Raw genomic sequence first — 25763 nt, forward strand, 5'->3', positions numbered from 1 at the left:
GCGCCAAGCCCCCACCGGAGGCGCGGGTCGTCACCGACCCAAAGGGGCTGCTCGGTCCGTGCCGGACCACCGGCGGGTGGGGGGTGGGGGCGCGGCCCCGGGATGTGGCCGGATTCCGCACCGCCGCAGGCGATCGCCCCGGGTACGGTGGATGGTCACGTAACGTCACAGCTCGGGGGAGTGTTCAGTGGGTCACGGTGACGGTGACGGTCACGGCGAGGTCCTGTCGATCAGAACGGCCGACCTCAAGGCGGCAGCCCCGATCTTCCAGCAGCAGGCCGTCAGCCTGGGCACCGCGCTGACGACGCTGGTCACCACGCTCGACGGCCTGGGCGCGCCCTGGGGCGACGACGACCAGGGCACCCAGTTCTCCGACGCGTACAAGCCGCAGCAGACGAACATCGAGGGCGCGGCCGGCATCCTCGTCCTCGGCCTCACGAGCATCCACGAGGCGATGGCGGACATGTCGGACGGCTTCGTGGACAACGAGGAGGCCATCCGGGGAATGTTCACCCCGCTGGACCCCAAGTCCCCGCAGCAGCAGGACGGTTCCGGCCGGTGAGCGTCGAGGACGAGGCCAAGAAGCTGCTCATGAAGATGGGCATGTGGTGGCCGGACGCCAACTCCGGGACCCTGCGTGCCGCGGCGGGCGCGTGGCGGACATTCGCCGGCTCGGTCGACGACGTCCGTACGCCGGTGAACAACGCGGCGACCTCGCTCATCCACAACAACAAGGGTGAGTCGATAGCCGCGTTCGGGACGTTCTGGGGCCGCTACGCGGGCGCCGGGGACACGGGCTGGCTGAGCGATCTCGCCAAGTCCGCGCGCGGCATGGCGGACGCGCTGGACGCGTTCGCCGACGCGGTGGACGACGCCATCAACAAGCTGTGGACGCAGATCGGTATCGACGCGACGGTCATCGTCGCCGGGATCGGTCTGGCCTTCTTCACCGCGGGCATATCCGCGGCCGCGTCGGCCGCGGCGACGGACGCGATCATCGACCTGGCCGGGACGCTGGGCATCGCGGTGTCCACGACCGTGGCGGAGATCGCCGGGACGACGCTGGCCGCGGCCGCGTTCGGCGGCATGGAGTCGGTGACCGTCGACCTCGCGATAGCGCAGCCGCTCAAGATCGCCACCGGGCTGCAGCAGGGCCTGAGCCTGGACGAGGTCAACGAAGCCGCCGAGAGCGGCATGATCTTCGGTGGGGGGCTCGGCGGCGTCACCAGCCTGGCGAAGGCCGCGGCCGGGCTCGACGGGGCCGACATCCTGCACAGCCTCCCGTGGTCGCGCCCCTCGGTCCTGCGGCCCGACCTGGTGGACCTGGGTCCCGCGGCCCGCCAGACCGCGCAGATCCCGTGTGTCGGCGAACCGGTCGACGTGGCCACCGGCGCGATGGTCATGACGCAGACCGATCTGACGCTGCCGGGCACGCTGCCCCTGGTCTTCCGGCGCACCCACATGTCCTCCTTCAGGGCCGGCCTGTGCTTCGGGTCGAGTTGGGCGTCCACGCTGGACGAGCACATCCAACTCGACGCGGAGGGTGCGGTCTTCGCAGCGGCCGACGGGATGCGGCTGGTCTACCCGATTCCGCGGCCCGGCGGGGCCGTGCTGCCGGCCAAGGGCGTGCGGTGGCCGCTGGAGTGGGACGGCAGGCCGGACGGGGTCATGACCGTCACGGACCCGGACTCCGGTGTGGTCCGCAGTTTCAGCACACCGGTTCCCTCCGGCACGCCGGGCGTGGCGCATCTGCCGCTGGACAGCTGGCAGGACCGCAACGGCGACCGTATCGACATCGACCGCACCCCCGAGGGCATCCCCACCGCGCTGCGCCATTCCGGCGGCTACCACGTGGCCGTGGACACCGCGGGGCCGAGGATCACGGCGCTGCGCGTACTCGACGCCGCGCCCCCGCCCTACGAGCCGCCGGGTCCCGGCAACACGGGCGGCACCGGCAGCCCCGGAACGGTCGTGATGCGCTACGGCTACGACAAGGCGGGCAACCTCGCCGAGGTCGTCAACTCGTCGGGGTCGCCGCTGCGTTTCACCTACGACGAGCAGGGCCGCATGACGTCGTGGACCGACCGCAACGGCACCACGTTCACCTACACCTACGACCGCCGCGGCCGGGTCGTCCGCACCGACGGCACCGGCTCCTTCCTCTCCGGCCGCCTCACCTATGACGAGGAGTCCCGCACCACCACCTACCGGGACTCCCTCGGCAGGGAGTCGGTCCACCGCTACGGCGCCGAGGGCCTGGTGACCGAGGAGACCGACCCGCTCGGCCACGTCACCCGCACGCAGTGGGACGCGACGCTCGGCGAACGGACCTCCTCGACGGACCCGTTGGGACGTACGACCCGCTATGCCTACGACGAGCGCGGGTGCATGACCGCCGTCACCCGGCCGGACGGCTCGACGGCGCACGCCGACCACGACGGGCGCGGCCGGCCGCTGGAAGTCGTCGAACCCGGCGGTGCGACGTGGCGTTACGCCTACGACCGGAGCGGCAACCTGCTCTCCACGACCGACCCGCTCGGCGCGGTGACCCGGCGGACGTACGACGAGCGGGGCCATCTCGCCTCCGTGACCGACGCGTTGGGCCACACGACGCGCATCGCCTGCAATGCCGCAGGGCTTCCGCTCGCCATCACCGACCCGCTGGGCGGCACGACGTCGGTGACCCGCGACGGGTTCGGCCGGATCGTCGAACTCGTCGGCCGGCTGGGCCGATCGACCCGCCTGGGATGGACGGTCGAGGGGAAGCCGGCCTGGCGGCAGTACGCGGACGGCACCCGCGAGGAGTGGACGTGGGACGGCGAGGGCAACCTCCTCACCCACACCGACCGCGGCGGACGCACCACCCGGCACACCGTCGGCCCCTTCGACGTCCCCGCCACCCGCACCGACCCGGACGGCACCACGTACGCCTTCGCGTACGACACCGAGCTGCGGCTGACCGGGGTCACCAACCACCAGGGCCTGACCTGGTCCTACGTCTACGACGCGGCAGGCAGGCTGCAGGCGGAGACCGACTTCAACGGCAGGACCCTGACCTACGCCCACGACGCGGCGAACCAGCTGGTCGCCCGCACCAACGGGGCCGCAGAGACACTCGACTTCACGCGGGACGACCTCGGCCGGATCACCGCACAGCGCACGGGTGCGGGAGAGGTCACCTCCTACGCGTACGGCCCGGCGGGCGACCTCGTCCACACGCGGAACGCGGACGCGGAGCTGAGCATCGAGCGGGACGCGCTGGGCCGCACCGTGGCGGAGACGCTCAACGGCCGTACCACCGCGTACACCTACGACCCGGTCGGCCGCCGCACCTCACGGACGACCCCGTCCGGCCTGACGTCCACCTGGACCTACGACGCCGCCGACCGGCCGAGCGCCCTGGCCACGGAGTCCGGCAGCCTGCGCTTCACCCATGACGCCGCGGGCCGCGAGGTCGAGCGCGCCGTCGGTGACGCGGCCGTCCTGCGCCAGACGTGGGACGCGACGGACAAGCTCACCTCCCAGTCCCTGGCCGACGGTCCCTCGTCCACCGCCGTCGCCACCCTGCAGCACCGCACGTACACCTACCGGGACGACGCGTGCCTGAGCGAGATCCGCGAACTGACCTCGGGCACACGGCACTTCGACCTCGACGCGGTGGGCCGGGTCACGGGCGTGCGGGCGCACGGCTGGGCGGAGTCGTACGCCTACGACGCCGGCGGCAACGTGACGCGCGCCGCCGCACCCGGCCACGCGGCCCCGGGAGCACGGCAGTTCACCGGCACGCTCATCCGGCACGCAGGCCGTACGACCTACGAACACGACGCGCAGGGGCGGCTGATCCGCAGGACGCGCCGACTGCTCAGCGGCGGCAGGAAGGTCTGGACGTACACCTGGAACGCCGAGGACCGGCTGGTCCGCACGGCCACACCGGCGCACGGCACCTGGACCTACACCTACGACCCGCTGGGCCGCCGGCTGTCCAAGAGCCGCAGCGGCGGCGGTGCCGGATTACCCGGGGCCGACCGTACGGACTTCAGCTGGGACGGGACCTGCCTGGCCGAACAGCTGGCGGCGGACGGCACCAGCACGACCTGGGAGTACGCCCCGGGCACCCACGTCCCCGTCGCCCAGATCACCCGGCGCTCCGGGCCGCGGCGGCCGGGCACGTCCCGCCTGTCGGGTGTGTCTCGGCTGTCGCAGCCCGGCGAGGCGCCGGAGCAGGGCGACCCCGAGCGCTTCCACGCGATCGTCACGGACGCTGCCGGCACGCCCACCGAACTCGTCTCGGCCCGGGGCACGCTGGACTGGGAGGGGCGTACGACCCTGTGGGGCACCCGCCACGAGCCTCCCGACGCGGACCCCGACGCCGACCCGGACGGCGTCGCGACGGACTGCCCCCTGCGTTTCCAGGGCCACTACGCCGACCCGGAGACAGGACTCCACTACAACCACCACCGCTACTACGACCCGGAGACCGCCCGGTACCTGAGCCCGGACCCGCTGGGTCTCGAACCCGCGCCCAACCCCCACGCGTACGCGCCGAACCCGCTGGAATGGGTGGACCCGCTGGGCCTGCAACTGTGCCTGGCCGCCGCCGTCAAGGCGACCGTGCTGCGCAACAGCCCGGGTGCGGTGACCGGGGGATCGCGGTTGGCCGACGTCAGCGGGCAGTGGCTCAAGGGGAGCGCGGGAAACGCGGGGAGAATTCCCGGGCAGATAGCACGGGCACTCCAGGGCCGGGAATTCAAGAGTTTCGACGACTTCCGCGAGGCATTCTGGGAAGAGGTTTCCAAGGACCCGACGCTGGCCCCGCAGTTCTCCCCGTCGAACCAGACCCTCATGTCCCAGGGAAAGGCCCCGTTCGTCACCGACGAGCAGGCTGTCGGCGGGAACAAGCGCTACGTCCTGCACCACGTGACGCCGATTCAGCACGGCGGCGGCGTTTACGACCTCGACAACCTGGTCGTCGTCACACCCCAGTACCACGCCAGGATACTCGACCCCGGGTACCATATGGGATAAGGCGGCGAAAGATCCGCCCCGCTGCATTTCCGGGTATTCGATAGGGTGAGGTGGGCATCATGTCGAGGGACGAGCTGGTCCGGCTTGTCGAGCGCATTATGGCCGGGGAAGGGACGGAGAGCGAGCACGACGAGCTCGTGCGGCTGCTTGAGGCGAATGTCCCGCATCCTCGTGTGGTGAATCTGATCTACCACTCCGATCCGCAGCTCAGCGCCGCGGAAGTGGTGGACGAGGCTCTGGCGTACCGGCCGATCGCGCTCTGAGCCCGCCCGGCTCGCGGGATGCGCCGGGCACGCGCGGCTCGCGGATGTCGAGATGCGGAGGCCGGCTTCGACCCAGGAGTGCACCGCGGCACACAATGGGCCGCACCGGGACGAGGAGGGTCCAGCCATGGCCAAGTACCTGCTGCTCAAGCACTACAGGGGCGCCCCCGCGGCGGTCAATGACGTGCCGATGGAGAAGTGGACGCCCGAGGAGATCACGGCGCATGTGGAGTACATGCAGGACTTCGCTGACCGGCTGGAGGAGTCGGGGGAGTACGTGGACGGGCAGGCGCTCGCGCCGGAGGGGGCGTTCGTGCGGTTCGACGGGGAGGGGCGGCCGCCCGTGACGGACGGGCCGTTCGCCGAGACCAAGGACCTCATCGCCGGGTGGATGATGATCGACGTGGACACGTACGAGCGGGCGCTCGAACTCGCCGGTGAGCTGTCCGCCGCGCCCGGCGCCGGGGGGCGGCCGGTGCAGGAGTGGCTGGAGGTGCGCCCCGTCATGCACGGGCTGCGTACCGTCACGGACTGACGGCCGGCCGACCGTGGACGAGGTCCTGCTGCGGAACCTGACGCCGAGCGTGCTCGGCGTCCTGGTCCGGCGCGGCGCGGACTTCGCGGCGGCCGAGGACGCCGTGCAGGACGCGCTCGTGGAGGCGGTACGCGGCTGGCCGGCGGACCCGCCGCGGGACCCCAAGGGGTGGCTGATCACCGTGGCCTGGCGGCGTTACGTGGATGCCGCCAGGTCGGAGGCGGCCCGCCGCAGGCGGGAGGACCGGGCGGAGGAGGAACCGCCGCCCGGCCCGGTGTCCACCGCCGACGACACGCTCCAGCTGTACTTCCTGTGCGCCCACCCCTCCCTGACGCCGTCCTCCGCGGTGGCGCTCACGCTGCGTGCGGTCGGCGGGCTCACGACGCGGCAGATCGCCCGCGCCTACCTCGTACCCGAGGCGACGATGGCGCAGAGAATCAGCCGCGCCAAGCGCACCGTCTCGGGCGTACGCCTGGACCGGCCGGGCGACGTCGCGACCGTGCTGCGGGTCCTCTACCTGGTCTTCAACGAGGGCTACTCCGGCGACCTCGACCTCGCCGCGGAGGCGATCCGGCTGACCAGGCAGCTGTCCGCCGCGATCGACCACCCGGAGGTCGCGGGCCTGCTCGCGCTGATGCTGCTGCACCACGCCCGGCACGCCACCAGGACCGCACCCGACGGCTCCCTGGTGCCGCTGGCCGAACAGGACCGCAGCCGGTGGGACACCGCGATGATCGCCGAGGGCGTGGACGTCCTGCAGGCGGCGCTGGCCCGCGACCGGCTGGGCGAGTTCCAGGCGCAGGCGGCCGTCGCGGCGCTGCACGCGGACGCGCAGGCGGCGGAGGAGACGGACTGGGTGCAGATCGTCGAGTGGTACGACGAGCTGGTGCGGCTGACCGACAGCCCGGTCGTACGGCTGAACCGCGCGGTGGCCGTCGGCGAGGCGGACGGCCCCCGGGCGGGCCTCGCCGCACTGGCCGCACTCCCCGGCGACCTGCCCCGGTACGCGGCGGCGTCGGCGTACCTCCACGAGCGGGCCGGCGACCTCCGCGCCGCCGCCCGCCTGTACGCCGACGCCGCCCACCAGGCCCCGTCCCTGCCCGAACGCACCCACCTGACCCGCCAGGCGGCCCGCCTGAACGCGCTGCTGGGGGACGGGGGCGATGGCTGAGCGCGCCGACGGCGGGTGCGGGGCGGTCGGGGCGCACGTGGGCGCTCGCGGTCCGCGGGGTGCGTGAGCCGTGCGGCGGTAGCTGAACGCCCACGGTGTACGTTGCCGCTCGCGGCCGGGGCGTAGGTGAGCGCTCGCCGGGGGAGCCAGGCGGGGCTGGCGTACGTGAGCGCTCGTCGCTGGTGCGGGGCGGTCGGGGTGCACGCGAGCGCTCGCGGTCCGCGGGGTGCGTGAGCCGTGCGGCGGTAGCTGAACGCCCACGGCGTACGTTGCCGCTCGCGGCCGGGGCGTAGGTGAGCGATCGCCGGGGGAGCCAGGCAGCGCTGGCGGACGTGAGCGCTCGTCGCTGGTGCCGGGCGGCGACGGCGCATGTGACCGCCCGCAGCAGGAGCTGGATTCCCGCTGCGTACGTGAGCCCCCGGCGGCCCGCCCTGTGCGGCCGCCGCACGCACCGCCCGCCCGCCCGGCCAGCGACAATGGTCGGGTGGAGGACAGATTCGGTGAGGCGCTCGCCCGGGCCGCGCGCGGGGGTGACGACGACGTGGACGCCGCCGCGTCCGTTCTGGCGGCAGACGCCGACTGGGACGCGGCCGCCGCGCGGGCCGCGGAGCGCACCGTGGCGGACTGCGAGCGCCGCGGCTGGGAGCCGCAGGACCTGCTGCGGATGGCCGGCCGGGAGCTGACCCCGCTGCACCGGCGGCTGGCGGGCGCGCTCGCCGGCGAAGGCACCGGCGACGGCACCGGCCTGGGCGCCTTCGCCCGGGCCGAACGGCTCGACCGCTTCTCCGCGGCGGCCGCGTACGTCGAGCTGCTGCGCCTGTACGTCCGCCTCCCGGCGATCCCCGCGCTGGTGGCGGCCCCGCCCGGGGAGTCCGCGGCGCCGCCGAAGATGCTGGCCCGTATCCGGGCGCTGCTGGCGAAGGCGGAGTCGACCGGCTACCCGGACGAGGCGGAGGCCCTGTCGGCGAAGGCCCAGCACCTGATGGCCCGGCACAGCATCGACGCGGCGCTGCTCGCCGCGTCCCACGACGGCGTGAGCGGCGCCGGCGCCGGCGCCCGCCGCATCGGCGTCGAGCGGCCGTACGAGGGCGCGAAGGCCCTCTTGCTGGACGCAGTCGCCGCGGCGAACCGCTGCCAGTCGGTGTGGTCGTCGGAACTGGGCTTCTCCACGGTCGTCGGCCACGCCCCCGACCTCGACGCCGTCGAACTCCTCTACACCTCCCTGCTGGTGCAGGCCGACCGCGCCCTGCACCGCGGCCGTACGTCCCGCTCCCGCGACTTCCGCGAGTCCTTCCTGATCGCCTACGCGTCCCGTATCCGCACCCGGTTGGGCGAGGCGACCGCCGAGGAGGAGTCCGCGGCGCCGCCCGACCTCCTTCCCGCCCTGGCCTCCCGCGCCCTCGCGGTCGAGGACACCACCCGCCGCCTCTTCCCGACCACGACCACCTCCCGCCTGCGCGCCCGCGACGCATCCGGCTGGGAGCACGGCGAATCCGCCGCGGACAGCGCCCACTTGCACTGACGGCCCCGGCCGGCACGGCACCAACCTGCGGCCGTTGGGGATCTGTTGGTGACGGCTCGTAGCGTCGTGCCACGCGGCGGACGGCGCCGGGGCCGCCCGATCACGGGGCAGGCCCCGGCCCGTCCGTGCCCGCGCGGGCGTCCTCCAGTGCCGCAAGCCACGCGACGCACTCCTGGATGCGCTGCGGCAGCAGGTGGGAGCGGGCCAGGTCGAGGCAGGCCTGCCAGCAGTCGCAGTCGGCCGACCCGATTCCCCTCACGGGCGGAGGAGTTGCGCCAGGGGTTCGCGGATGTCGGCGGGGTGGAGGTTGAGGGGGGCGAAGTCGGCGGGGGTGGCCCAGAGCAGCTCGAAGCTGTTGTCGGGCGAGTGTTCCTGGGCCTCGGGGCCGGACAGGGTGGGTGTGCCGGTGACGTCGGCGACGAGGAAGTACGAGGCCGGGCGGCCGTTGTGCCGCCCGGTCCACAGCAGCCGGTCGATACGTCCTTCGAGGCTGGTCTCCTCGGTCAACTCCCGCAGGGCGGCGTCTTCGGCGGACTCCCCGTCCTCGACGTGACCGCCGACCAGGACGGCGTAGTGATGCCCGGGGCACGTGGGCCCCGGGCATCCGGTGGCCTCGCACATCACGCAGTCGCCGTACCTCTCGTGCCTGAGGTAGCGCTTGATGACCAGCGCACGCGAACCATCGACGACAACGGCGACCGCTCTGGGTATCGGCATGCCGCCGAGCATGCCAGCCGACGGGCCGATCAGGTCAGCTTCTTGAGCTGAGCGGTGAGGACCTGCGGGGGGATCTGGGCGGGTTGGGCGCCTGGGGCGGGGATGGAGAAGGACGAGAAGGACACGAGGGTCGCGCCGACGCGGACCACGACGTAGATCTCCTGGGTCGGTGGCATCAACGCGGAGTCACCGTCCGACATGCCGGGGATGGACTGGTCCATCCGGTAGGAGACCGCTTCGTCGCCGAGGCGCGGGTCGGGAAGGGCCGTGACGTTCTTGTAGGTGTAGGTGTCGCCGGTGACGGTGCCGACGAAGGCGGTGCAGGCGCCCAGGGACTTGCGGAGGTCGGCGATGCCCTGGGCCGCGGTGGTCTTGGTGTATGAGGCGAGAGTGACGATGGTCTGCTGGCCGTCCTCGGTGGACGTGTCCTCGGCGGCCTGGACGACTCGTCCGGTGGTGGCGGGGTAGGCGGTGACGGACTTGGTCATGTCGTAAAGGGGCTGGCAGCCCTCGGCGGTTATGAGGGTGCGGTGATCGACGTCGAGGCGGCCCACTGGTTTGCCCTTGCCTGCGATGGTCTCGACGCTGTAGTTGGTGAGGTCGGCCGGAACCAGAGCCGCCTGGTCCAGCTCCTGCTGGCTGAGTACGTGCTCGGGAGCCTCCTCGGCCGCCGGTGCAGACGTCTGCTTGCGCTGCGGCGAGTCGCTGCTGTCGGCGGCGCCATCCGACCCGCACCCGGCCAGCACCCCCAGCGCTGCGACCACCCCGACTGCGGCCAGGCGCAGTGTCATCTTGCGGTTCATATTTCGCGTCCTCATCTTCTGAGCTCTCGGTACTGCACTTGCCCCGGCGGGGCCGGGCGCCGTCACCGGACGGCACCCGGCCCCGCCGGGGGGTGTGGTGGTCGGGCGGGAGGTGCTTACCAGCTGTTGCCGATTTGGATGCGGGTGCTGAAGGCCGTTGCGGTGCGGGGGTAGAGCCAGAGGTCTCCGTTGGGGTCGCGGGCGATGAGGTCGGGGTTGGTGTCGGCGTTGAAGTTCCCGATGCCGGCGAAGGTGTAGTTGCTCCAGCCGGTGCCGATCTGTACGCGGGTGCCGACGTCGTTGCTGCCGTTGCCCGGGTAGTTCCACAGGAGACCGGCGGGGTCGCGGGCGATGACGTCGAGGTTGCCGTCCTCGTCGATGTCGGCGATGCCGGCGAAGGTGTAGTCGGTCCAGCCGGTGCCGAGTTGGAGGCGGGTGCCGATGCCGGCTCCTGAGCCGGTGCCCGGGTAGAGCCAGAGGTCTCCGTTGGTGTCGCGGGCGATGAGGTCGGATTTGCCGTCCTTGTTGAAGTCGCCGACGCCGGCGAACGCGTAGCCGCTCCAGTTGCCGGTGAACGCGATGCTGGGGGTGAGCAGGTCGTGGCCTGCGTCGCCTGGATACAGACGCAGAGTCCCGTTGGGCGCGAGGGCGACGACGTCGGGGTAGCCGTCCTTGGTGAAGTCGGCGATCCCGGCGAAGGTGTAGCCGGTGAATCCGCTGCCGATGTAGAGGTTGTCCGCAGCGAACCCGGCGCTGCCGTTCCCCTGGTAGATCCACAGGTTGCCGGATCCGTCGGCGGCGACCAGATCGGCCTTCCCGTCGCCGCTGAAGTCGGCGACGTCGCTGAAGGTGTACGGACCGGCGGGCAGCGGGAGGTTCGCCATGGTGGCGACCTCGTCGGTGGTCAGGACCGTACCGTTCCAGGTCTGCGCGTCGGAAATGCTGCCACTGAAGTAGGAGGCGCGTGCGCCGTTGTTGAGGTTGTTCCCGAGCGTGAACTGGCCGGTGAATCCGGACACGGCGGTGTGGGTGCCGTGTGCCATGAGCCGGTCGTCGACGTACAGGTCGGTTGCCTTGGTGGCGGGGTTGTAAGTGACGGTCAGGTGTGCCCATTGGCCGACGACTGCGGTGCCGCCGGCGATGCAGTCGTAGGCGCGGGTGGTGTCGGACGTGGCCATGCAGAAGGACCACTCGCGGTTGGACTGGGCGTACAGCAGGAATCCGGAATTCTTGGTGCCGTCCTGGGAGGCAATGACGCCGCCGATCGCGGAGGGCTTGGCCCACAGGGACAGCGAGAACGATGATGACATCGACAGCGCCGCGCCGGTGCTCATCGATCCGGTGCCGTCCAGCGTCAGGACGTTGCCGAGGGCGTCGTCGGCGTCCCAGGTGGCTCCGGATGCCGAGCCGGTGAGCGCCAGGTTTCCGCTGGTGTCGACGGCGGTGCTGGCGGTGCTGCCGCCGGCGCCGTCGTCCAGCGGCCAAGCGTGGTCCGGGCTGGAGATCTTCTGCCCGGTCTGTGCGGTGAGTGCGGTGCCGTCGAAGAGGTACGCGGTGGCATTGCCGTTGGCGTCGACCTTCCGCAGATCCGGGATGCCGTCACCGTTGAGGTCGGCGGCCTGCAGGATCGGTGCGGCGGCGCTTGTCCAGCCGCCAGTGGCGAGCTGGACCGGGGTCACGGGGCCTTCCGCGGCGAGGGTCTGGAGGTCGGTGGGGCTGTAGTAGTAAAGGGCACCGGTGGTGGCACCACGGGCGAACATCCCTGGCAGGCCGTCGGTGAGGGCGGTGGTGATGTTCCAGTCGGCCCAGTCTCCGTTCCCAGTGGGATTGGTGTGCGACAGGGTCAGGGGGTCATCGAGCCCGGCGAACAGGCCGGGAGACGGGGCGGAGTCTTCGTCGATGAGGTTTCCGTTGACGACCAGCAGCAGGTCGGGAAAGCCCTGGAACACGCCTCCGTTGACGGATTTGTAGAGCTTCCCGCCGCTGGCGACGGCGGTGGCCAAATGCCCGTCGCTGTCCTGGAAGGCGAGGGTCGAGATGTCGGTCTGGTTGCCGCTGGTGGGTGACAGGGCCGTCCCGTCGCCGTTGCCGTAGAGAATCGAGCCTCTACCGGTAGCGGGGTTGTAGTCGAGGACGTCGTTGAATCCGGCGCCAGTGGCGAAGTGGCCGGTGATGGCCTGCGTGTCGTCCCAATCGCGGGGCGTACCGCCGAGATTCGGGCCTTGGGCACCGATGTTGGTGACACTCGCGGAGATCTGGCCGGCGTCGGGGATGTGAGCGAGCCAGTATCCGCTGGGCAGTCCGGCCTGGGCACCGACCGTGGTGAGGTCCGGGTGGCCGTCGCCGGTCAGGTCGCCCTCGGGGGCGGTGGCGGCGGGAGTGGCGTTGAGAATGCAGTTCGCGGTGTCGCCGATGTTGCCGCCGATGGAGGCGGCGGTAACGGTGAGGACGTTCGTGCCCCGGGTGGGCGTGACGCTGATGCTGGTGCCCGCGGTTGTCGCCGGTGCGGCGCCGTTGAGTTGGTAGAGGTAATGGCCGGGTGCCGGGACCCCGAGGTCGGTGTCGGGCGTCACTGTGAAGGTCGCGGGTTTGCCGACCTGGTATTCGAGGGCCGACTCACTGCAGTCGATGCCGGCGGCGTCAAAGACGTTGGGCGCGCCCGGATGCGTGGGGTCGAAGGTGAACGTGCAGGTCGTGGACGAGTCCACTGATGTATAGGTGCCGTCGCTCGCGGTGACGTTCCACGACAGCTTGGTGGCCGTACTGGTGCCGAGCCAGCTCTCCAGGTTGGCCTTGGTGAGGGTGTAGACGGCCTTCGTACCCGAAGCGGCGTTGACGGTCTTGGTGGTGACGGTCGCGCCACCTGTGGTCTTGGTGACCTTGAAGGTGGCACTCAATGTGCCGCCTTCAGGATCGCTGACGCCGGCGTAGAGGGTGACGTCGCCGTCACCCATGGTTCCCCCGGTGCAGTTCCGGCTCGGCGAGGTGCTCAGCGGGCTCGGTATCGCGGGCCTGTGGTCGTAGGTGGTGGTCATCGTCATCGTCGAGTGGTCGAACTTCTTCCACCCGTACGCGTCGTCTTCGTCCGTGGCGCGCAGGCCCAGCGTGATGCTGGAGGCAGGGTGGTTCGCGATGGCCTGCATAGCGGTATGGGTGTCCCAGCCGACGGAGGCGGTGGGGCAGTCGGACGACCAGCCGTGCGCGGCGCTGACCGCGTCGATCTTGGTGTTCCAGGCCGGTTCGTTGTTCCAGGTCGTGCTTGACGAGATCGCGCCGGTCGTCCACAGTTCCACCGGCCTGGCGGTGCACGAGGGGGCGTAGGTCTCGGTGGCGTAGAAATGCGTCTTGTCGGGGTCGATGATCGCCCCGTAGATCCTGCTGTCGACGCTCATCCGTACGAAGGTGTGCGCCTTGTAGTAGGGCGACTGCCAGCCCTGGTAGCCGACCCGCAGGCCCACTTCGTCGGTGGTCTTCCAGAAGCTGGTGCCGGCGTAGGCCGATGCGGTGTACGTCCAGGCCTGCGCGGAGCCGCCGGCCGTGTAGGTGGGGTCGATGTACAGCGGGTAGACCGTGGACTCGCCGGTCAGCAGGCCGGCGTCCGGGGTGAGGGCGATCGCTCCCGAGCTGTAGACGGCCTTGATCGGCGCCACGTGCGCGTCGGCTCCCGGGGCAAGGCTGCTGGATGTCTCCGGGTCGCCTGCGGTGGGTGCGTCGCTGTCTTCGGTGGCCGAGCGGATCTGTGCAGTGCCGTCGGTTCCGGTGGCGGAGTCCCACATCATGGGGGCAGGGGCGGCGAAGACCGTGGCGCCGGTGATGTCCTTGGCCGTGAAGTTACCCGCCGCGTCGGTGGCCGGTGTGACGTTCTTGGCCGTGGTGTCGAAGGTGAGCGTGGTCAGGGCGGGATTGGCGGCCGCTGTGGCGTTCTTGACCACCAGAGTCTCGGAGAAGCCGCCCTGGTTGTCCGCGGTGACGTCGAGGTCGACCCCCGGCAGGACCTCCGAGTAGGTGGCGGTGCGCCCTGACAGGGTGGGAGCCGGGAGCGAGCCGATAGTGGCCGGCAGGGTCAGTGACAGCGACCGGTTGGTGTCCTTCATGACCGCCAGCGGCCGGGTGCCGCCGCCGGAGAGCGTCAGCGCGGTGGTGCTGAGGGCCGGTGAGACGGTGCCGTCCGCGTTGCGCACCAACGTGGCGTCCAGCGGTCTCCAAGCGCCGCCGGAGTACTTGCGCACCGGCTCGGCGGTCTGGGTGAGCGTGAACGAGCCGTCCGGGTTGGCTGTTACGGTCTCGCTCGGGCTGGTGGCGGAGTCCACGGCCACCGCCTGACCGCTTGCGACGGCTTGTGCGGAGGCATCCGCTTCGCCGGTCAGAGCTGTGGTGGGCTTCGCCGCCGATGCAGGGGCGGCGGCGTGGGCGGGCGCCGCCACGGTGGTCAGCGACAGTGCGCCGAGCGCAGTTGTCAGCACGGCGGCCAGCGCGCGCCGGGTACGAGCAGATCTCACAGGCGGATTCCCCCCAGGATTCGTGTCAGAGCCCGACACGTGTCGAGTCGGTGGATGCGGCAACCAGTGCGGCAGCGACCGGCAGAGCATCCCCCGGACCTGGGCTTTCGTCGACACCGCACCCCGCTTGCGACGGTTTGCCGTGGAGGGAATAAGGAGCAACTGCCCCGTTTTCGCACACTTCCACCACGATGTCTTTGCGGAAACATTACATTTTCATGTACTGACATATCGGAAATGAAGCTCTCGGCTTGACCCGTTCATTCGTGCGATAGTCAACGCCGCTTCACCGGTCAGACGTGTGCCGGAAGCTCGTCATGCCTGCTCGCAGGCCGTTTGAGAGATGGGACCGGTGTAGTCCATGGCTCGGGTTGCGTGGTTCGGCCGCGGCTTCCAGCGGATGAGTGTGCGGCGCCGGTGGGTCGGCACCGTTGCCGCGCTGGCGCTCACCACCTCGTTGGCGAGCGCCAGTCCGGCTCTGTCGGCCCCCGCGCACGCGGGACCGCCACCTGTGCATGACGTCAAGCCAGTCTCCGGTGTGACGGCCCTGAAGCCGAAGAGGATCAAGGTCGAGGACCAGGCGAAGCGCGCCTTCCACGCGTCGCCGGCGCGCTGGCCGGCCGCGGCCAGCGCCACGGCATCCCTTCCCGCCCCGGCGGGCAAACAGCCGGGGACCAAAGCCGCCGCATCGGGAACGCCGGTGTGGGCTCGGGCTGTTGCGCCGAAAAGCGGCGCCTACAAAGGACCCAGCAGTGTCAAGGTCAAGGTGCTGGCGCATCAGGACGCGACGAAGCTGGGCGTCAACGGCGTGCTCTTCACCGTCGGCACGGCGGCGGGTGGCGCGGGCGACGTCCAGGTCGGCCTGGACACGGCCGCGTTCGGGCAGGCCTACGGCGGCAACTACGCCTCCCGCCTGCACCTGGTCCAGCTTCCCACCTGTGCGCTGACCACTCCGGAGCTGGCCGCGTGCCGCACACAGAAGCCGCTGAGCACCGACCGCGACGGTGCGGCCGGTATGGCGACCACGCTGGACATGGCCGCCGCTCAGGACGCCTCGGCCGCTCCGTCCGCCCAGGGCGCCGCGGCCGTACAGCCGGCCGCGGCGACTGCGATGGTGCTGGCGGCGACGGCGTCCACTGACAGCGGCGCGGGCACGTACGCGGCGACATCGCTCAAGCCGTCCGGTTCATGGTCGGCGGGTGGCTCGTCCGGTTCGTTCAGCTACAGCTACCCCATCGACTTGCCCGGTTCCTCCGGCCAGTTGCGTCCTTCGCCGGATCTGAGCTACGACTCGGGCTCAGTCGACGGTCAGACCTCGTCCACCCAGGCACAGGCATCCTGGGCGGGCGACGGTTGGAGCACGCCGGACTCCTACGTCGAGCAGACCTTCACCTCATGCTCGGACAAGCCGGAAGGTACGGCGTCTCCGGTTGCCACCGAGGACAACTGCTATGCAGGGCCGCTCCTCACCCTCTCCCTCAACGGCTCCTCGTCCTCGCTGATCAAGGATGACGTGACCGGTGACTGGAAGCCTGAAGCCGACAACGGTGAGGTCGTCAAGCACATCACCAACTCCGCTAATGGCAGCGGCACATACAACACCGACTACTGGACCGTCACCGAACGCAACGGGGACACCTACGAGTTCGGCCGCAACCAGCTCCCGGGCTGGACCGCGGGCAAGCCGACGACCAACTCGGTGGACACCGAGCCGGTCTACTCGGCGCACTCCGGCGACCCGTGCTACTCCTCAGACGGTTTCACCTCGTCGGTGTGCACCATGGCCTACCGCTGGCACCTGGACTACGTCACCGACACACACGGCGACGCGATGGCCTACTACTACCACCAGGACACCAATTACTACGGCGAGGACAACGGAGCCCACAACGTCTCCTACGTCCGCGACTCGTACCTGTCCCGTATCGACTACGGCTTCCGTGACGGGGGTGCCTACGGCACCGTCCCGGACCAGGTCGTCTTCAATACCGTTGGCCGTTGCACGCTGGCCACTTGCGACGCACTGTCCTCCGGCACAGCAGCTAGTCAGTATCCCGATGTCCCGTATGACCTTGTGTGCGCATCAGGGGCGACGTGTACGCAGCACTCCGCCTCCTACTTCTCCACCGCCCGCCTGTCGTCCATCACCACACGGCAGTACTCCACCGCCACGGCCGGCTACCAGGTGGTGGATACATACACGCTGAACGAGACCGAGCCGCCGACGGGCGACGGAAACACGCCCACCCTGTGGTTGTCGTCCATCACACACACCGGAAACGACACCACTGCGGGTGGCTCCTCCGCAATTGCTCTTCCCGACGTGAAGTTCGCAGGCATCGATCTGCAGAACCGGGTTGACACCTCCTCGTTCCCAGGACTGCACCGCTACCGGATCTCGTCCGTGACCAACGAGATGGGTGGCATCACCTCGGTCGCCTACGGCCTGCCCGAGCCGTGCACAGCGGCCTATGTGGCCACCGCGAACCCGTCGAGCAACACCAAGTCCTGCTATCCGGTGGTGTGGACACCGAAGGACTACACCGCGCCGATCACCGACTGGTTCGAGAAGTACTCCGTGACCCAGGTTCTGCAATCCGACATCACTGGTGGTGCGGTCGCCCAGGAGACGGACTACACCTACACAGGGGGAGCCGCCTGGCACCACGACGACAGTGAGGTCGTCAAGGCCAAGTACCGCACCTGGGGCCAGTTCCGTGGTTACGGCACCGTCGAGACCCGCACCGGCGACGGCGCCAACGACCCGCAGACCAAATCCGTCACCACGTACTACCGCGGTATGGACGGCGACTGGCTGTCGGCTTCGTCGACCCGTTCGGTCTCGCTCACCGACTCCCAGGGCGGCCACCACACCGACAGCGACCAACTGGCCAACAAGCCCCTGGAAACCACCAACTACCTGGGCTCCGGCGGCGCGGTCACCGACTCCACCATCACGTCGTACTGGATTTCGCCGGCAACGGCCACCCGCGCCAGGACCGACGTTCCCGACTTGACCGCCCACGCGGTCCAGACTGCCGAGGCCTGGACCGGCCAGGCCCTCACCGACGGTGGCACCACGCACTGGCGGTACACCGAGACCGACACCACCTACGACGCGGATCCGGGGGACGCCACCTTTGCGTTTCCCACCCACGTGTACAGCCACACCGTCCCTGCGGAGGCCGCGTACGACAGGTGCATCTCCACCGCATACGCACCGGCCAACACCGCGAAGAACCTCGTTGGTCTGATCTCCTTCCAGGAGACGGACTCCGTCGCCTGCTCCGGCTTCACAGAGAACAGCACTGCGACGGTCCCGAAAAACCTCAACTCCCTCGGCGCACCGACGTCTGTCGACCGGCCGGCCCAAGTCGTGTCCGCCACCCAGAACTTCTACGACGACCCCACCTTCTCCTCGACCTTCCCGCAGGCGTCCGCGCCCACCGTCGGCGACGTGACGATGGCCCGCCACGCGTCCGGCTTCACCGGCGGCGCCTTCACCTGGGTCACCGGCAGCCGCAGCACCTACGACAGCTACGGCCGGGCGACCGTCGCCTACGACAGCAACGGCAACAAGACAAGCACCGCCTACACCGTCGACAGCGTCGGCCTGACCACCGCGGTGAGTTCCACCAACGCCAAGAACCAGACCGCCGGCACCACCCTCGCCCCGGCACGTGGCCTGACACTCACCTCGACGGACGTCAACGGCTTGGTCAGCACGGTCCAGTACGACGCTCTCGGCCGCACCACTGCTGCCTGGGAGCACAATCGTGCCGTCACCCAGCCCGCCGACGAGCTGTACATCTACACGGTCTCCCAGACCGGCCCCTCGGGCGTGACCACCAGGACGCTGAATGACTCCCTCGGCTACGTCACCTCCATCAGCCTCTACGACGCCTTGGGCCGGGACCGGCAGACCCAGACCCTGACCCCGCAGGGCGGGCGCCTGGTCACCGAGTCGATCTACGACTCCCACGGCTGGGTGCGCAAGAAGAACAACGCCTACTGGGACGCGGACAACCTGCCTGCGTTGGAGTTCGCTTCGGCGCAGGACTCTGAGATTCCCAACCAGGACGTCTTCACCTTCGATGGTCTCGGCCGCACGGTGGTGGACGACTCCGAGCAGTACTCGGTGACCAAGCAGACCACCACCACCATCTACAGCGGTGACACCACCACGGTGATCCCGCCGGACGGCGGCACGGTGAAGGCCACCACCACCGACCCGCTCGGCCGTACCGCATCCGTCGTCTCGTACAGCGCCCGGCCCACGCTGAATAAGCCGGCCAACACCTTCACCGGTATCTGGTCCGTCAGCGGTGGTACGTCCAACGCGATCACCTACGGCTACGACGGGCACGGCAACCAGGACGCCACCGAGAGCGGCGGCAGCACCTGGACGACGACATTCGACCTGCTCGGCCGCGCGACGGCGAAGTCCGACCCGGACGCCGGCACGAGCACCATCGTCTACGACGCCAACGGCAACCTGACGCAGACCACCGACGCCCGCGGCGACAGCGTCTCGTTCGTGTACGACGCGTTGAACCGCAAGACGGCCCAGTACGCGGCCACCACAGCCGAGCAGGCTTCGGCCAACGAACTCGCCTCCTGGGTCTACGACAACGACAACGCCGTGGCTAATGTCAAGAACCCGATCGGCCAGCTCACCACCGAGACCGCCTACAACGGCGGGGCCGCGTACGTGACGCAGCAACTCGGCTACAACGCCTTCGGTGAGTCACTCGGCGAGTCGGTGATCATCCCCGCATCCGAGGGCACTGCCCTCGGCCGCACCTGGACGTTCAAGCACACCTACACCCCCGACACCGGCCTGCTCTACAGCGACAGTTACCCGCTGGCCGGCGGCCTCCCGGCCGAGTCGGTCCTCCACGGCTACTCGACTTCTTTGGACCTGCCCAACACTGTTGCCGACACGTCATACGGCTACGCCCAGAACACCACGTACTCCGCGTACGGCCAGGTCCTCCAGGAGACCGTCGGAGCGGCCGCCAACCCGGCCTATCTCACCAACACCTACGACCCGCACACCGGCGCGCTGACCGATCAGCTGCTGACCCGCTCCACGCAGCCGGCCGCGATCGACGACGAGGCCTACACCTACGACCCGGCCGGCAACATCACCCGGCAGACCAGCACCCGCCTAGGGGCCACCGCTGCCACCGAGACGCAGTGCTACCAGTACGACCAGCTCGACCGGCTCAACCAGGCCTGGACCGCGACGGACTCGTGCGCGGCGACTCCCACGACCGCAGCCCATTCCACGGTCGGTGACCAGCTCACCGGCGGGAGCGCGTACTGGACCAGCTGGACCTTCGACATCCTGGGCCAGCGCACCAGCCAGACCGACCACTCCACCAGCGGCGGCGCGGACACCACCACCAGCTACACGTACAAGGGCACCGGCAACAACAACACCGCCGACCAGCCCCACGCCCTCGCCAGCACCACGTCCACCGGTGCCGCCACCGCCTCGACCGCCTATGCCTACGACGCCGACGGGAACACGCTCACCCGCACCACCGCTTCGGGCACCCAGAACCTGACCTGGAACACCGCCGGTCAGCTCACCCAGGTCGCCGGTTCCGGCACGGGCACCACCAGCTACGTCTACGACGCCGACGGGAACGTCCTGCTGCAGAAGGACCCGGGCAGCACGGTCCTCTATCTGCCCGGCCAGCAGATGACCCTCAACACCGCCACCAACACCACCACGGGTGTCCGCTACATCGCCCTGCCCGGTGGTGGAACCGCGGTGCGTACCGGTCTCAGCGCCAACTACGGTTTCGAATTCGGCGACCTGCACGGCACCAACGGCATCCGCCTGGACAGCACCGGCCAGGTCCCGACCTGGCGCCAGTTCACCCCCTACGGCGACACCCGCGGCACCACGGTCACCTGGACCGACAACCGCGGCTTCCTCAACGCTCCGAACAACACCAACACGGGCCTCACCCTCCTGGGCGCTCGCCAGTACGACCCCACCATCGGTCGCTTCATCAGCCTCGACCCGCTCTTCGAAGCCACCGACGACCAACTCCTCAACGGCTACGGCTACACCCGCGACAACCCCATCGGCCAAGCCGACCCCACCGGGCTACGCCCACTCGGCGCGTGCGACGGCGAATGCGGTACCGGTGCGTCGGACGTCTCCAAGCCCGAGAACGTTGTGGCCAACAACGTCTACAAGGCGACCCACAGCAAGAACTGGGTCAACACCCACTCGGTGTCCGGGCGCGCCAAGGACCGCCCGCAGACGCAGTACGCCCTGTTCAGCCCTAGCCAGAAGTCGCATCTCGAAGGCGGCTACTGGAAGCCGTTCACCAACGCCTTCGGCCACATGGAAAACGTGTGCTTCGGGCGGACCGGCTGCCAGAAGGCAGCCCAGTACCTGCTGCACCACGAAGACGATGTCGCTGGTGCCCAGCGGATCGCCGCGACCTACTGCGTCGATCACTACGACGAGTGCACGCGGGAAGCCGCAAAGTGGGATCGAAGCAATCAGATCTTCGAAGACGCGGCAATGATGTTCGCCGGCGGGGATCTGCCGGACCTCGGCGAATTCGACGACGTCTACCTGGCCACAAAGGCCGGTGAAAAGGGCTGCCTGAACAGCTTCGCGCCCGACACCCCAGTACTGCTTGCTGACGGGACCAGCAAACCCATCAGCAAGGTGGTCACAGGTGACGCCGTCGAAGCCGGCAACCCCGCCACCGGCAGGGACGAAGGCCCGCGCGCCGTCACCGCCACCCTCATCAACCACGACGACAACCTCATCGACATCCAGGTCGAGACGTCACCCGGACATCTCACCATCCTTCACACCACCACAGAGCACCCGTTCTGGGACGACACCACCCACGCCTGGGTCAACGCCGCCGACCTCACCCCTGGCCACGTCCTCGAAACCGCCCACAACACCCACGTCCGCATCGCCGCCCTCCACCCCGTCACCGGCGAAGCCGACATGTACAACCTCACGGTCAACGACCTGCACACGTACTATGTACTCGCTGGTACCACGCCAGTGCTTGTGCATAATTCGAGCTGCGGCATTCCGACGAAGACAGACAGGATTGCCGAGCATCTCACTTTCAGGGATCTTGATGCCGCTCAACGCGAACTTGGTGGCGAGGTTGTTGCGCGAAAGGCTGATGGAACTCCTTGGGACCATGTTGGGGAGGTTCGAGACGCTCAGAAGGGTCTCCTGAACCGCATTCACCAGATCAAGGTGCAGATGTCAAAGGCAGGGGTTGATGACCCGAGCTTCCCATCACTGCAGGACGAATTCAGCCAGGCAAGCAAACTGCTCGACTACTCAGAGAAATATGTCCCGAGGCACTGATGGCAGATTTTAGAGACATGCTCAGTAAAGCGAAATCTGGGACGCTGAGCGCTAGAGAGCTCGGCGTTGCCGTGGAGGCAATTTCTGAGGGCCGGACAAGTCAGGGAGACCTGTATACAGCGTTGCACGTGGTTGGACTAGCGGGTTCCTCTGCCCAAGCGGAGGCTGTCAGGCAGTATCTCCGTATGCCTGCGGATCCAATGCTGTCCCGCCTTGCCTTGCAGGTACTTGGTGACTACTGGGGGATGTCTTCTGAGCTCCTCCCTGAGCTCCGCAGCTTCCTGGCTGGAGTCGATTGGGATGTTGATGGCGATGTTCGAGATATCGCCATTTCCATCACTGGCAGGCACCTTCGAAATGCAGGCGGGCCGACGGACTTGGCGAAAAGTTTGATGGATATCGCCGACGATGAAAGCGAGTTCGGTCTTGTGCGAGAGGCCGCCTTGCGGGCCTTGGCCACCGGACTTGGGGATTCGCTTCTCGAAACGTCATCTCCTGCCGTCCGAGTGCGCGTTGGATCTGCACAGGCTGTCGACGTCCTAGCCCGTGCAAGAAAAAGCTATGCCCGGCATTAGCTGGCATCAGGGAATGTAATTCCATGATTTGAGCGGCAAGAAGCCCCGCCAAGACCGTGGGGGTCCTGGCGGGGCTTCTTGCCGTCTTGACGGCAGTAGTTGACGGCAACGTCAACAGACGGTGATTGCACAAAGCGGCGGTTCGTCACCATCGTCGGGCTCGGCGGCGGGCTTGGTGGGGTCACGGAGGGCGTTGCCGAGGAGGTCGATGGCCTGCCTCTGCAGGCGGAGCCGGACGTGGGCGTACACCGTGGCGGTGACGCCGATGTGGGCGTGACCGAGTAGCTCCTTGATGACGACGAGTTCGACGCCCTGCTCCAGGAGCAGGGTCGCTGCCGAGTGCCGAAGATCATGGAAGCGGATACGGCGGAGCCTGGCCTGGCGGAGCAGAGTGTTGAAGTGTCGGGTGAGCGTGGCTCCCTCGATCGGGGCTCCGTCGGGCCGGGTGAACACGTAGCCGCTGTCCCGCCAGCTGGTGCCTGCCGATTGGCGTTCCTGGCGCTGCCGGTCGCGGTGCTGTTCGAGGGAGCGCAGGCATGGGGTGGGCAGGGCGATCCGCCGTTCCGAGCTCTGGGTCTTGGTTGGCAGAGCGGTCAGGCCGCTGGAATTGGTGCGCTGCAAGGTGCGGCGGATGCTGGCGGTCCCGCCGGCCAGCCGGGCCGCAGCGCGAGTTCGCCCTCCGCTCCCGGGCCGTCCAGCACGTGCACGCGTCCGCCGACGACTTGAGCCCGACCGTTCGGCCCGCGTTCCAGGACCGCAGCTTCCACGTCCGGTAGCGGTCGCCCCATGGATCCCGGTCGGATCTGCGTCCCGGGGACGTTCGCGATCATGATGCTGCCGGTCTCGGTCTGCCACCAGTTGTCGTGCACTGGCAGACTGAGAAGCTGTTGCGCTATCGAGCGTGGTGAGCGTGGGTTCGAGTGTGGTTTCCCGGTCGGGTGATCTTCGGTCGGGGCAGGCATGGGGACAGGGCCTCCGGTGCATCTCGGGGTTGTCGAGACCAACGAGCATGCCGTGGAGGCCCTGTTGCCGTTGTTGTACGCCTTTGCGTCGGGCGGGTCCAGCTCGTTCGCCCGGTCGTGTGACTGTCTCGCGCACCGTTTCGGGAACGCGGGCGACCGCCCCGGCCGGGAGCCGCGGTATCCGTCGGACATGACGGATACGGAGTGGGCCGCGGTACGGGGTCTGCTGCCGGTGCCCGGCTGGATGGAGGGCAGGGGCAGGCGGCCGGAGGGCTACTGCCACCGGCAGATGCTCGACGCGGTCCGCTACCTGGTCGCGGGCGGTATCACGTGGCGGGCGATGCCAGCGGACTTCCCCCCGTGGGACCGCGTCTACGCGTTCTGGCGGCGCTGGCGCGACCAGGGGCTGATCGGCGAACTGCACGACAGGCTGCGTGACCGTGTCCGGCAGGCGGCCGGCCGGGACACGGAACCGACCGCGGGCATCATCGACGCACAGTCGGTGAAAGGGGCCGCGTCGGTGCCGACCGCGACCAGGGGCTTCGACGGCGGGAAGAAGGTCAACGGACGCAAGCGGCACATCGTGGTGGACACACTCGGACTGCTGCTGACGGTGGTGGTCACGGCGGCGTCGGTGACCGACCGCGAGGCAGCCCGGACGCTCCTGGCCCGGCTGCGGCGCCGGCACTGGCGGATCACGCGGGTGTGGGCGGACGGCGGCTACACCGGGCAGCTGGTCGACTTCGCCCGCAAGGTACTGCAGATCGCGCTGACGGTCGTCAAACGCAGTGACGACACCAGCGGGTTCACCGTGCTGCCCAAACGGTGGCTGGTGGAGCGGACGTTCGCGTGGCTGATGCGCTCACGCCGCCTTGCCCGCGACTACGAACGGCGCACCGACAGTGCGGAGGCGATGATCTGGTGGTCGATGAGCATGGTCATGAGCCGCCGCCTGGCCCGGCAACGACGCTGAACATCCCCGGCCTGTTCTCCGCCAGCCACCCACGCGCGGCCAGGCGCTTGGCCTTCGACCGCACCCCCTCGACCTTCGCGGGAACCGGCTCAAGCCCGAGTGCTGCCGCGAGTTGCCGGCAGTCCATCGCTTCTCCGCCCGACCCGCCAAGGGCCTTCATGATCCGCCGGTAGTCCGGCGCCAGCACGCTCGCGTCGAGCCCGTCCCGCCAGACCGGCACCACCGACCCGGGCACCGCACCCGCCACCGGCGCCGGCCGGGCCTCGACCACCGCAGGCGCCGCCTCCCGGCCGCAGCGCGGCTCCGCAAGAACCTGCCCGACCGTCTCCCGAGCGATCACGAATCGCTCCAGCACGGCCTCCGCCTCCCGAAGACCGGCCTGCAAGACCTCCACCCGCTGCCGGGCGGCACGCTCCCGCTCCTCCAACAACCCCATCACCGACGGCACACGGCACCTCCACCGAAGAGACGACACAACACGTCATCCCTGCCGCCAATCCGCCAACATCACACCTGACCAGCGGAAACACGGCCAGCACCTTCGGAAAGACAACAGCTTCTCAGAGAACGAGCCGCCGGGTCTCGACGGACCGCGATTGAGCGAACTGCCGGCTGGCGCCTGCGTCGGCGCACGGCCAGGGGCCGTTCCCGTGCGCCACTGTGTGCACGCCAGCGGGGCCCGAAGGCGAATCGCCCGGGTCAGTCGAGGAGGCGGGTCACGGTTCCCGAGCCGGCGGCTCGGCCCAGGTGGCGGAAGGCGAAGGGCTGGGCTTGCTCCAGGGGGACGGGCTGGTCGAGGGTGATCGTCGCGGTTCCGGTGTGGAGGGGGTGCAGGGCGTCGGTGGAGCCGGTGAGGGTGACGTCGCCCGTGACGACGGCGGTGCCGATGTGGAACTGGAGCCGCTCGCCGGTGTGCAGGGTGGCGGCGCCTTGCTCCTCTGACAGCAGGGTGATGTCCGCCGCGAAGCCGGTGTGCTCTCGGATCGAGCCAAGTGCTGCCAGCACCTGGCCTCGTACGACGGCATCGGCCGCCACGCCGCGTATCGACAGGCCCACGTTCATGCCTGCGCTCGCCTCGGCGAGGCTTCGACGGGGGGCATGGATTTCCTCGACAGTGACGGTCGCATTGCTGCCGAAGCCGACGACCGCCACCTCGTCGCCCCGGGCGACCCGCCCGCGCGCGATGCTGCCGGTCAGCAGGACCACCCTGCCCTGGTTCCGGCAGAAGACGTCCTCGATGGGCATCAGGAACATCAGGGCTCTCCTCCCGGCGGTCGGTCGTCGTCGGACGATATTCTCGGGCGATGTCGAACCGGGCGGTGGACGCGGGTCTCAGCTTGGCCAGG

The 25763-nt window shown here is 69.4% G+C and carries 16 protein-coding genes and 1 pseudogene; 9 read left to right on the forward strand and 8 right to left on the reverse strand.

The window, feature by feature from the left end:
- The first annotated feature begins 187 nt into the window (after positions 1-187).
- From JT723_RS29295 to JT723_RS29320, 6 genes are all read left to right on the forward strand, one after another.
- A complete protein-coding gene (locus JT723_RS29295; RefSeq protein WP_205047858.1) occupies positions 188-562 on the forward strand; it encodes a hypothetical protein in 375 nt (124 codons plus the stop codon).
- The gene (locus tag JT723_RS29300; RefSeq protein WP_251513012.1) at positions 559-5025 is read left to right on the forward strand and encodes a pyocin-S2/colicin E7-DNase domain-containing protein; all 4467 of its coding nucleotides are present in this window, start codon (positions 559-561) and stop codon (positions 5023-5025) included. The genes JT723_RS29295 and JT723_RS29300 overlap by 4 nt, the downstream gene beginning before the upstream one ends.
- 59 nt (positions 5026-5084) lie before the next feature.
- Positions 5085-5288, forward strand: coding sequence for a bacteriocin immunity protein (locus JT723_RS29305; protein WP_205047859.1), 204 nt, complete (start codon positions 5085-5087; stop codon positions 5286-5288).
- Between the two features lie 127 nt (positions 5289-5415).
- Positions 5416-5823, forward strand: coding sequence for a YciI family protein (locus JT723_RS29310; protein WP_205047860.1), 408 nt, complete (start codon positions 5416-5418; stop codon positions 5821-5823).
- 13 nt (positions 5824-5836) lie between these two features.
- Positions 5837-6994, forward strand: coding sequence for an RNA polymerase sigma factor (locus tag JT723_RS29315; RefSeq protein ID WP_205047861.1), 1158 nt, complete (start codon positions 5837-5839; stop codon positions 6992-6994).
- A gap of 484 nt (positions 6995-7478) precedes the next feature.
- Positions 7479-8516, forward strand: a complete 1038-nt coding sequence (locus tag JT723_RS29320) for a DUF2786 domain-containing protein (RefSeq protein WP_251513010.1) — start codon at positions 7479-7481, stop codon at positions 8514-8516.
- Between the two features lie 100 nt (positions 8517-8616).
- Here the strand turns inward: JT723_RS29320 and JT723_RS29325 are convergent, their stop codons facing one another.
- The 5 genes from JT723_RS29325 to JT723_RS29345 all read right to left on the reverse strand — a co-directional run bounded on the left by JT723_RS29325 (position 8617) and on the right by JT723_RS29345 (position 15171).
- Positions 8617-8775, reverse strand: coding sequence for a hypothetical protein (locus tag JT723_RS29325; protein ID WP_205047862.1), 159 nt, complete (start codon positions 8773-8775; stop codon positions 8617-8619).
- Positions 8772-9233 carry an NUDIX domain-containing protein gene (locus JT723_RS29330; RefSeq protein WP_205047863.1) on the reverse strand — a complete coding sequence of 154 codons (462 nt, stop codon included), beginning with the start codon at positions 9231-9233 and terminating at the stop codon, positions 8772-8774. Before JT723_RS29330 ends, JT723_RS29325 begins: the two co-directional genes overlap by 4 nt.
- 29 nt (positions 9234-9262) lie before the next feature.
- The gene (locus JT723_RS29335) at positions 9263-10036 is read right to left on the reverse strand and encodes a hypothetical protein (RefSeq protein ID WP_205047864.1); all 774 of its coding nucleotides are present in this window, start codon (positions 10034-10036) and stop codon (positions 9263-9265) included.
- A 116-nt stretch (positions 10037-10152) separates the two neighbouring features.
- A complete protein-coding gene (locus tag JT723_RS36295; protein ID WP_205047865.1) occupies positions 10153-14535 on the reverse strand; it encodes an FG-GAP-like repeat-containing protein in 4383 nt (1460 codons plus the stop codon).
- A 315-nt stretch (positions 14536-14850) separates the two neighbouring features.
- A complete protein-coding gene (locus JT723_RS29345) occupies positions 14851-15171 on the reverse strand; it encodes a hypothetical protein (protein ID WP_205047866.1) in 321 nt (106 codons plus the stop codon).
- 130 nt (positions 15172-15301) lie between these two features.
- Here JT723_RS29345 and JT723_RS29350 point away from each other — a divergent pair, with 130 nt between their 5' ends.
- Together JT723_RS29350 and JT723_RS29355 are read left to right on the forward strand one after the other, a co-directional pair.
- A complete protein-coding gene (locus JT723_RS29350; RefSeq protein WP_205047867.1) occupies positions 15302-21907 on the forward strand; it encodes a polymorphic toxin type 28 domain-containing protein in 6606 nt (2201 codons plus the stop codon).
- Between the two features lie 185 nt (positions 21908-22092).
- Positions 22093-22482: a hypothetical protein gene (locus tag JT723_RS29355; protein WP_205047868.1), complete on the forward strand. Its 390-nt coding sequence runs from the start codon at positions 22093-22095 to the stop codon at positions 22480-22482.
- A 111-nt stretch (positions 22483-22593) separates the two neighbouring features.
- On the opposite strand, the pseudogene JT723_RS29360 reads toward JT723_RS29355, so the two are convergent.
- Positions 22594-23136 (reverse strand): annotated as a pseudogene (locus JT723_RS29360) (site-specific integrase); the annotation flags it as partial.
- A gap of 498 nt (positions 23137-23634) precedes the next feature.
- Here JT723_RS29360 and JT723_RS29365 point away from each other — a divergent pair.
- Positions 23635-24417 carry an IS5 family transposase gene (locus tag JT723_RS29365; protein ID WP_240166367.1) on the forward strand — a complete coding sequence of 261 codons (783 nt, stop codon included), beginning with the start codon at positions 23635-23637 and terminating at the stop codon, positions 24415-24417.
- Here the strand turns inward: JT723_RS29365 and JT723_RS29370 are convergent.
- Entirely contained in the window at positions 24383-24865 is a 483-nt protein-coding gene (locus JT723_RS29370; protein ID WP_205047869.1) for a hypothetical protein, read from the reverse strand. The two genes, JT723_RS29365 and JT723_RS29370, sit on opposite strands and share 35 nt — an antisense overlap.
- A gap of 251 nt (positions 24866-25116) precedes the next feature.
- Positions 25117-25671: an EF-Tu/IF-2/RF-3 family GTPase gene (locus tag JT723_RS29375; RefSeq protein WP_205047870.1), complete on the reverse strand. Its 555-nt coding sequence runs from the start codon at positions 25669-25671 to the stop codon at positions 25117-25119.
- Positions 25672-25763: the final 92 nt, after the last annotated feature.

The organism is Actinacidiphila bryophytorum (genome assembly GCF_016916835.1).
Taxonomy (GTDB): Bacteria; Actinomycetota; Actinomycetes; order Streptomycetales; family Streptomycetaceae; genus Actinacidiphila; species Actinacidiphila bryophytorum.

Excerpts from the sequence above, each read along its gene's own strand:
- JT723_RS29310 (WP_205047860.1), top strand. The coding sequence starts at position 5,416 with ATGGCCAAGTACCTGCTGCTCAAGCACTACAGGGGCGCCCCCGCGGCG.
- JT723_RS29375 (WP_205047870.1), bottom strand. The coding sequence starts at position 25,671 with ATGTTCCTGATGCCCATCGAGGACGTCTTCTGCCGGAACCAGGGCAGG.
- JT723_RS29365 (WP_240166367.1), top strand. The coding sequence starts at position 23,635 with ATGACGGATACGGAGTGGGCCGCGGTACGGGGTCTGCTGCCGGTGCCC.
- JT723_RS29330 (WP_205047863.1), bottom strand. The coding sequence starts at position 9,233 with ATGCCGATACCCAGAGCGGTCGCCGTTGTCGTCGATGGTTCGCGTGCG.
- JT723_RS29335 (WP_205047864.1), bottom strand. The coding sequence starts at position 10,036 with ATGAACCGCAAGATGACACTGCGCCTGGCCGCAGTCGGGGTGGTCGCA.
- JT723_RS29355 (WP_205047868.1), top strand. The coding sequence starts at position 22,093 with ATGCCTGCGGATCCAATGCTGTCCCGCCTTGCCTTGCAGGTACTTGGT.
- JT723_RS29305 (WP_205047859.1), top strand. The coding sequence starts at position 5,085 with ATGTCGAGGGACGAGCTGGTCCGGCTTGTCGAGCGCATTATGGCCGGG.